Origin of the sequence: Variovorax sp. 22077 (assembly GCF_052044195.1) — a bacterium.
Classification (GTDB): domain Bacteria; phylum Pseudomonadota; class Gammaproteobacteria; order Burkholderiales; family Burkholderiaceae_C; genus Variovorax; species Variovorax atrisoli.
The window spans coordinates 100,030-108,267 of sequence record NZ_JBQEQC010000027.1 but is presented as its reverse complement, the minus strand read 5'-3'; the positions used below and the strand labels follow the sequence as shown (position 1 = coordinate 108,267).

The 8,238-nt window shown below is 70.0% G+C and carries 7 protein-coding genes; 1 reads left to right on the top strand and 6 read right to left on the bottom strand.

Annotation, left to right across the window (positions count from 1 at the left end; genetic code table 11):
• Positions 1-47: 47 nt before the first annotated feature.
• From ACTJLF_RS29690 to ACTJLF_RS29665, 6 genes are all read right to left on the bottom strand, one after another.
• The gene (locus ACTJLF_RS29690) at positions 48-1,151 is read right to left on the bottom strand and encodes an NAD(P)/FAD-dependent oxidoreductase (protein ID WP_440884474.1); all 1,104 of its coding nucleotides are present in this window, start codon (positions 1,149-1,151) and stop codon (positions 48-50) included.
• A gap of 20 nt (positions 1,152-1,171) precedes the next feature.
• On the bottom strand, positions 1,172-2,110 hold the full coding sequence (locus ACTJLF_RS29685) for a 4-hydroxyproline epimerase (RefSeq protein WP_440884473.1): 939 nt from the start codon (positions 2,108-2,110) through the stop codon (positions 1,172-1,174).
• A 15-nt stretch (positions 2,111-2,125) separates the two neighbouring features.
• Positions 2,126-3,259, bottom strand: coding sequence for a branched-chain amino acid ABC transporter substrate-binding protein (locus tag ACTJLF_RS29680; RefSeq protein ID WP_019653778.1), 1,134 nt, complete (start codon positions 3,257-3,259; stop codon positions 2,126-2,128).
• Positions 3,260-3,340: 81 nt separating this feature from the next.
• Complete coding sequence (locus ACTJLF_RS29675; RefSeq protein WP_019653777.1) at positions 3,341-4,258, bottom strand: dihydrodipicolinate synthase family protein; 918 nt, start codon at positions 4,256-4,258, stop codon at positions 3,341-3,343.
• Between the two features lie 166 nt (positions 4,259-4,424).
• A complete protein-coding gene (locus ACTJLF_RS29670) occupies positions 4,425-5,135 on the bottom strand; it encodes a glycine zipper 2TM domain-containing protein (protein WP_440884472.1) in 711 nt (236 codons plus the stop codon).
• A 127-nt stretch (positions 5,136-5,262) separates the two neighbouring features.
• Positions 5,263-6,060 (bottom strand): Crp/Fnr family transcriptional regulator, encoded by a 798-nt coding sequence (locus ACTJLF_RS29665; RefSeq protein ID WP_440884471.1) that lies wholly within the window; start codon positions 6,058-6,060, stop codon positions 5,263-5,265.
• A gap of 110 nt (positions 6,061-6,170) precedes the next feature.
• On the opposite strand from ACTJLF_RS29665, the gene ACTJLF_RS29660 reads away from it, so the two are divergent.
• Positions 6,171-8,168 (top strand): acetoacetate--CoA ligase, encoded by a 1,998-nt coding sequence (locus ACTJLF_RS29660; RefSeq protein WP_132754420.1) that lies wholly within the window; start codon positions 6,171-6,173, stop codon positions 8,166-8,168.
• The last annotated feature ends 70 nt before the right edge of the window (positions 8,169-8,238 follow it).

Here is an 8,238-nt window from a genome sequence, read left to right as displayed (position 1 = left end):
AGCGCTTGTCGCATCGAAATTTCTCGGGAGGGTTGACACCGGATGTCTCATGCGGCCTCCCGCAGGCCGCGAGGTGCGTAGGGCGCGGCGTCGAAACCGGGTGTCGCCCCGGTCATCAGCGCGGCGAGCAGGTGCGCGCTGCCAGGTGCCGTGGTCACGCCGAGGCCCTCGTGCCCGACGGCGAGCCAGAGCCTCTCGCGCCACGGATGCCTGCCCAGAAGCGGAAGCCCATCGGGCGAGGCCGCGCGCATGCCGGTCCACGAGCGCAGGGCGTTGAGGTTCGCGAGCCCCGGCAGGTAGTCGAGCGCGCGCTGGAGCATGCGCGCGAGCATCGGCGCTTCCACGGCCGCGTCGGTGGTGTCGAACTGGCGCGAGGAGCCGATCAGCAGCTGCCCCGTGGGACGCGGCTGCACGTTGAAGGCGACCGAGTCGCCCTCGCTGTGGTGGGCGCTGGTCACGTAGCCGAGTTCGACGAGCTGGTGGTGCACCGTGCCCGGATAGCGGTCGGTGATGAGCAGGTGGCCCTTCTTCGGGCGTATCGGCAGCTCGGGGCACAGCGCGGTGGCCTGGATGCCGTTGGCGAGCACGACGCGCGGCGCGGCGCGGCGGCCGCCGTCGGCCAGGCGCAGCGTGCCGCTTTCCTCTATGGCATCGACCTTCGCCTGCTCGACGCGGATCGATGCCCCATGCTGGGCGAGCAGCCAGCGCGCCGCGTTGGGTGCGTAGAGGATGCCGTCGCCAGGCACTTCGAGCGCGCCCGCGAGGCCCTTGCGCAATGCAGGTTCGGCGGCCGAGAGCTGCCGTGCGTCGAGCAGGCGGCTGTCGATGCCGTCGGCGCGCAGCCGCTGCAGCTTGCGCTCGGCCTCGGCCATCTCCTCGTCGTTCGCGGCGATCCACAGCGTGCCGCAGGCGCTGTAGGCGCAGTCCTCGCCCATGCGCGGCGCGAGCTCGCGCCACTGCGCGATCGAATGGCGGCTCAGCGCCAGCTCGGCCGGGTTGTCGTCCATCACCACGAGGTGGCCCATGCCGGCGCCGGTGGCGCCGCCGATGCCGGCGTCGAGCACCAGCACCTTCGCGCCCGCATTCGCGAGCGCATGCGCGCACGCGGCGCCGACGATGCCGGCGCCGATGACGATGACGTCCGCGTCCATTGCGCCCGTCGTGCCCGTGGTCAGAGCCGGATGCCCCAGCCGAAAGGATCGGCGTCGTCGATCAGCAGTGTGGCCTCTGCACTGATGTGCGCGCGGCCGCGCAGCGTGGGAATGACGCGGCCTTCGCCGTCGAGCGCGTAGCTGGCCTCGAAGACGCTGCCGATCACGCTGGCCTGCTTCCACACCTCGCCCGGCGCGAGCTCGCCGTCGGCCGCGAGGCAGGCGATCTTGGCGCTGGTGCCGGTGCCGCAGGGCGAGCGGTCGTAGGCGTTGCCCGGGCACAGCACGAAGTTGCGGCTGTCGGCGCCCTCGCTGTCGTCGGCGAAGAGCTCGATGTGGTCGATCTCCGCGCCGTCGGCACCGGTGATGCCCTGCGCCGCCAGGGCCTTGCGCAACGCGGCGGTGTAGTCGGTGAGCGCGGCGAGGTTGTCGCTCGCCACGCGCTGGCCGTGCTCGCTCACGAGGAAGAACCAGTTGCCGCCCCAGGCCACGTCGCCGCGCACGGTGCCGTGGCCGGGCAGCTCGACCGCCGCCTGCCGCAGGTGCCGGTAGGCGGGCACGTTGCGCACGCTCACCGAGCCGTCTTCGTGCAGCGTGGTGGTCACGGTGCCCACGGGCGTCTCGATGCGGTGCTCGCCCACGCCGATGCGCCCCATGTGCGCGAGGCTCGCGACCAGCCCGATGGTGCCGTGGCCGCACATGCCGAGGTAGCCGGCGTTGTTGAAGAAGACGACGCCCGCGGCCGCATCGGCCGAGACCGGCTCGCACAGCAGCGCCCCCACCACCACGTCGCTGCCGCGCGGCTCCAGCACGGCGGCGGCGCGCCACTTGTCGTGCCGCTCGGCCAGCAGCGCGCGGCGCTCGGCCATGCTGCCCTTGCCCGGATCGGGGAAGCCCCCGATCACCAGGCGCGTGGGCTCGCCGCCCGTGTGTGAGTCGATGACCTGGATGCGATGCATGTTCTTCGCTTCGTCTCAGTAGCTCGCGATGGGCACCGGGGCCGCGTTCTTGAAGGTGAACACCGTGATCGGCGCCTGCTTCATGTTGCCCTTGTCGTCGTAGGCGTAGGTGGCGGCCACGCCCTTGTAGGTGGCCTTGTAGAGCTCGGCGCCGACCTTGTCGGGATCGATGGAGTTGGCCTTCTTCATCGACTCGCCGATGAAGAGCACCTGGTCGTAGTACGAGGCGGCGTACGCATCGGGATCGATGTTGAAGCGCTTCTTGAACTTCTCCTTGAAGGCCGGGCCGCTCTGCGCCTTTTCGAGGATGGAGCCGCCCTGCGCGCAGAACACCAGGTCGTTGACCGCGTCGCCGCCGAGCTTGCCGGTGGCGGGGCTGCAGACGGTGTCGCCGCCCAGCAGCTTGCCGGGCACCGCGAGCTGCTTCATCTGGCGCGCCATGGGCGCGGCCTGAGGCGCGTAGCCGCCGAAGAAGATGGCCTCGGGCGCCTTGGCCTTCATGTTGGTGAGGATGGCGGTGAAGTCCACGGCCTTGTCGGTGGTGAATTCCTGGCCGACCACGGTGAGGCCCTGCTTCTTCGCCTCCTTGGTGAATTCCTCGGCGAGGCCCTGGCCGAAGGCGGTGCGGTCGTCGATCACGCCGACCTTCTTGACCTTCATCTCCTTGGCCGCGTACACGGCCATGGCGCCGCCGATCTGGTTGTCGCTCGCGATGATGCGGTAGAGGTTCTTGTAGCCGCCCTGCGTGACCTTCGGATTGGTGCCCACGGTGGAGACCATGGTGCCGCCGTCGGCGTAGATGCGCGAGGCCGGGATGGCCACGCCCGAGCAGTACGGGCCCATGACGTACTTGACGCCGTCGTCCACGAACTTCTGCGCCACGCTCACACCGGTCTTGGCGTCGCACTGGTCGTCTTCGGAGACCAGCTCGAACTTCAGCGTCTTGCCGCCGACGACGAGCTTCTTCGCGTTGAGCTCCTCGATGGCGAGGCGCACGCCGTTTTCATTGTCCTTGCCCGCGAAGGCATTGGGGCCCGAGAGAGGACCGCTGTGGCCGATCTTGACCACCTGCTCCTGCGCGTGCGCCTGGCCGGCGAGGGCCAGGGCCGCGAGACCGAGAAACGAGACCATGCTTGCTTTTGTCTTCATGCTTCTTCCTGCTGGGTTGGGGACGATGAAAAACACGCGGCCGGCAGCCGACCGGTAAGCCGGTGCCGGCGCGCCGTCGGTTTATTGCATGACCGACTGGTATTGAACAGGCCTCGTCGCGAGCGCCTTCTTCACGATGCCTTCGACGAACTCGCGCTCGGCGCCGACCAGCGGCAGGCGCGGGCGGCGCATGTGCTCGGTACCCACGCCCACGATCGCGTCGATGAGCTTGAGGTTCTGTACGAGCTTGGTCGACACGTCGAGGTGCAGCATCGGCGTCATCCACTGGTAGAGCTTGAGCGCCTCGGCGAACTTGCCGGCCTTCATCAGGTCGTAGAGCGCCACCGTCTCGCGCGGGAAGGCGCAGCCCACTCCGGCGAGCAGGCCGTCGCAGCCCAGCGCCAGGCCTTCGTAGGCGAGGTCGTCGACGCCGAGGAACAGCTGGTAGCGGTCGCCCACGGTGTTGCGCAGGTCGGTGATGCGGCGGATGTCGTCGGTGCTTTCCTTGATGGCGGCGATCCATTCGCAGTCGGCCAGCTCGACCATGTGCGCGGGCTTCAGGTCGACGCGGTAGGCCACCGGGTTGTTGTAGACCATGATGGGCTTCTGCGCCGCATTGGCGATGGTGCGCACGTTGAGCATGGCCTCGCGCGCGTCGGCCACGTAGATCACCGAGGGCATCACCATGAAGCCGGCCACGCCGAGCCTGTTGGCGCCATCGACGTAGCGCAGCGCCTCGCGGGTGCTGGTCTCCGACACGTTGGCCAGCACCGGGATGCGGCCGTCGGCGGCTTCGAGCGCGATCTTGGCGACCTGCAGCTTCTCCTCCAGCGTCAGCGTGCTGGCCTCGCCGAGCGAGCCGCAGGTGACGAGGCCGTGGATGCCGTTGCGGATCTGGAAGTCGATGTGCCGGGCGGTGCCCTCGGCGTCGATGCTCTCGTCGGCGTGGAACTTGGTGGTGACGGCGGGAAAGACGCCTTGCCAGCGGGGATTGCTCACTTGATCGCTCCTTCGGATGTGCGGTGGAAGACACCGGACTCTAAATATATTAAGGATATACGGTCAAGATACTTTTGGGGCAAGCGCTCTTTTGCACCGAGTTCTTCTGTGATACGGAAGCGGCGGCGCAGGGCGAGCCGCCCTGCCGTGCAGGCGGCTCGTCCGCCTACTTGTGGCCGTCGGCCGGTCGCAGCACGCCGCGCTGGAGCGTGACCTGCTTGCCGATCGGCGGCGCGGTCTTCGTCTCGACGGTGCGCAGCCTGCCGTCGTCCATGCGCACGCCCACTTCGTAGACGGTGACGGTGCGCACGTGCTTCTCGATGGCATTGCCCGCGAAGCCGCCGCCGACCGCGCCCAGCACCGTGGTGGCGACGCGACCGTTGCCGTGGCCGAACTGGTTGCCGACGAGGCCGCCGACCACGCCGCCCGCTACGGCGCCCACGCCGGTGGTCTTCTGCTGGCGCTGCACCGGCCGGACCGATTCGACGCGGCCGCAGACCGCGCACGGCGGCGCGGCACGCATGGCGGGCGCGGGTTCGGCTGCAGCAACGGCCGTCGAATTTGCAGGAGCGGGCGCTGACTGCGGTGCGGGAGCCATTGCCTGAGGGGCGGGGGAGGCTGGAGCGACCGCAGGCGGCGGCATGGCAGGCGCGGGCGGCATGGCCTCGGGCTTGAAGTCGTCGGGTGCCGGGGCGGTCGAAGCGGCGGCCAGGGGCGCGGAGGCGGGCGCCGCGGTTTCCTGCCCCTGCCTGTGCAGCAGCACCCCGCCCAGCGCCGCGACCGCGATGGCCAGCACGCCGATCACGGCCCAGAGCACCTTGGGCGATCTGCCTGCGTGCACGGTGGCAGGCTGTTCGAGGGGCGATGTCGAGTTCATGAGATTTCCTTTCCGCCCCGGCGCACGGCGCGCGGGGTACCGCCAAAGCATGGCTTCGAGGGGCGGGAAGTTCAATCCGCCGGCGTCCTACAAGGCGATTTCGCGCCGGAGGCGCCGCCGCAGGGGATCAGCCCGCCCGGGCCATGCCTGCGATCGGCTCCAGCGCGAGCAGGGTCAGCTGCCCGTAGCCGACGTGCAGCCAGCCTTCGGCCTGCATGTGCTGCAGCGCGAGGTTGCAGCGCTGGCGCGAGACGCCGGCGATGGCGGCCAGTTCGTCCTGCGCGATGGGCAGGTGGATCAGCCCGAGCGGGTTGTTCAGCGGATGGGCCAGCCCGCACAGCGCGTTCGCCACGCGCGCGGGGCCGCGCATCAGCCGCACGTCGCCCACGTGGTCCATGAAGTAATGCAGGCGCTCGTTGATCTGCGCGTAGATGAAGTCCTTGAACGCCGGGTGCTCCTGCAGCAGGCGAGCGAAATCGTCCAGCGGCAGCAGCGCCACGCGGCTGTCGCGCAGCGCCACGTAGTCGGCGTGGCGGGGCTTGCCGCGCAGCAGTGCGCCTTCGCCGAACCAGCAGCCCGGCAGGATGCCGCCGAGCGTGGAGCTGCGGCCGTCGGCGGCGAGCACCGAGGTCTTGAGCAGCCCCTCCATCAGACCGAACCAGGTCGACGGAATCTCGCCGCGCCGCGCCAGCAGCTGGCCCTTCGACACCCGGTGCTCGCGCATGCGCTCCATCACCCGCTTGCGCAGCGGCGCGGGCAGGGCCGCGCTCCACGGCGACAGACGCAGCAGCTCGTCGATGCCCAGGCCCGCGGGTTCGTCGGCCTTCGCACGCCGCGAAGGAAGGGGCTCCGCTGCCCGCCGATGAGGCACGGCCGGCGGATCGTGCGACGGCCCCTGCGACGGCTCGTGTGGCTTCTTTTCCAACGGGCAAACCCTTAATTCAAATGTCTCATTTCCAACAGTATCGCCGCCGCATCGCCCGAACAATCCGGCCCGAACCGCCCGCCGGGCGGCTTCTGGATGCCCGCTACACGATGCACGATTCGCCCCCTTCCGACGCCCACGGCCAGCTGCTGTGGACACCCTCGGCCGAACAGGTCCGCGCCAGCGGGCTCCATGCCTACCAGCAGTGGCTGGCCGAACGCCACGGCGTGCCGGCGGGCGGCTACGAGCAGCTCTGGCAGTGGTCCGTGGACTCGCTGGAGCCCTTCTGGCAGTCGATCTGGGAGTACTTCGGCGTCGTGGGCGAGGGCGACACGCATCCGGTGCTCGCGCAGCGCGAGATGCCCGGGGCGCAGTGGTTTCCCGGCACGCGGCTGAACTACGCCGAGAACGTGTTCCGCAGGGTGGGCAACGACCCGGCGAGCCCCGCGATCGTCGCGCGCAGGGAAGACGCGCCGCTGCGCACCATGTCGTGGGCCGAGCTCGAGCGCGACACCGCCGCGCTGGCCGGCCGGCTGCGCGCATGGGGCATCGGCCCCGGCGACCGGGTGGCCGGCTACCTGCCCAACTGGCCGGAGACCGTCGTCGCCTTCCTGGCCTGCGCCAGCATCGGCGCCATCTGGTCGAGCTGCGCGCCGGACATGGGCCCGGGCGTGGTCCTCGACCGGCTGCGCCAGATCGAGCCCTGCCTGCTGCTGGCGACCGACGGCTACCGCTACAACGGCAAGCGCCACGACCGCAGCGCCCAGGTGAAGGAGCTGCTGGCCGAACTGCCCAGCGTGAAACGCGTGGTCCACGTGCCGGGCCCGGGCGACGAGGCCCCGGCACCCGACTGGCGCGACCGCGTCGACTGGGCCGATGCGCTGCGGGAGGACGCCCCGCCGCGCTACGAGCGCCTGCCTTTCGACCACCCGCTGTGGATCGTCTATTCGTCCGGCACCACCGGCCTGCCCAAGGCGATGGTGCACGGCCACGGCGGCATCGTGCTCACGCACCTGAAGACCATGGCGCTGCAGCACGACCTGCGCGCGGGCGACCGGCTGCTGTTCCTCGGCAGCACCGGCTGGATCGTGTGGAACCTGCAGGTGGGCGCGCTCCTGACCGGCGCGAGCATCGTGCTTTTCGACGGCAACCCCGCCTGGCCCGACGCCGGCGCGCTGTGGCGCTTCATCGGCGAGCAGGGCGTCACACTGTTCGGCTGCGGCGCGGCCTACCTGGCCAACTGCATGAAGGACGGGCTGCGCCCGCGCGACATCGCGGACCTCGACCGGTTGCGCGCCATCAACGCGACCGGCTCGCCGCTGCCGGTGGAGGCCTATCTCTGGGTCTACGACGCCGTCAAGCCCGACCTCTGGCTGGCCTCGATCAGCGGCGGCACCGACATCGCCTCGGGCTTCGTGGCCTGCGCGCCCAGCCTGCCGGTGCACGCCGGAGAGATCCAGTGCCCCGAACTCGGCGTGGCGGCCTACGCATTCGACGATGCCGGCCGGCCGGTGGTCGACGAGGTGGGCGAGCTGGTCATCACGAAGCCGATGCCCTCGATGCCGCTGTACTTCTGGAACGATCCCGGGAACCGGCGCTACCGCGAAAGCTACTTCGAGACCTTCCCCCATGTCTGGCGGCACGGCGACTGGATCCGCTTCACGCCGCGGCGCAGCGCAGTGATCTACGGGCGCTCCGACAGCACCATCAATCGCTTCGGCATCCGCATGGGCACCGCCGAGATCTACCGCGTGGTCGAGCAGCTGCCCGAGGTGCGCGACAGCCTCGTGGTCGATCTCGAATACCTGGGCCGTCCCTCGTTCATGCCCCTGTTCGTCGTGCTGCAGCCGGGCATGGCGCTCGATGCGGCCCTCGTCGAGCGCATCCGCGCCGCCATCCGCACCAAGGCGTCGGCGCGCCACGTGCCCGACGACGTCGTGCAGGTGGAGGAGATTCCGCGCACGCTCAGCGGCAAGAAGATGGAAGTGCCCCTGCGCAAGCTGCTGCTGGGCACGCCGGCCGAGAAGGTGGCGAGCCCCGACAGCATGCAGAACCCGCGCAGCCTCGCCTTCTTCGTCGACTACGCAGGCAAGCGCGCGGCGGCCTGATGCCGCGCGGCCTCCCGTTTTCGCTTTCCACCCGCATCCCACGCATACACACACCCAAGGAGACACAGAA

What these genes read in the sequence shown, in the direction of transcription:
- ACTJLF_RS29690 (WP_440884474.1), bottom strand. Translation starts at nt 1,151, where the DNA reads ATGGACGCGGACGTCATCGTCATCGGCGCCGGCATCGTCGGCGCCGCG.
- ACTJLF_RS29685 (WP_440884473.1), bottom strand. Translation starts at nt 2,110, where the DNA reads ATGCATCGCATCCAGGTCATCGACTCACACACGGGCGGCGAGCCCACG.
- ACTJLF_RS29680 (WP_019653778.1), bottom strand. Translation starts at nt 3,259, where the DNA reads ATGAAGACAAAAGCAAGCATGGTCTCGTTTCTCGGTCTCGCGGCCCTG.
- ACTJLF_RS29670 (WP_440884472.1), bottom strand. Translation starts at nt 5,135, where the DNA reads ATGAACTCGACATCGCCCCTCGAACAGCCTGCCACCGTGCACGCAGGC.
- ACTJLF_RS29660 (WP_132754420.1), top strand. Translation starts at nt 6,171, where the DNA reads ATGCACGATTCGCCCCCTTCCGACGCCCACGGCCAGCTGCTGTGGACA.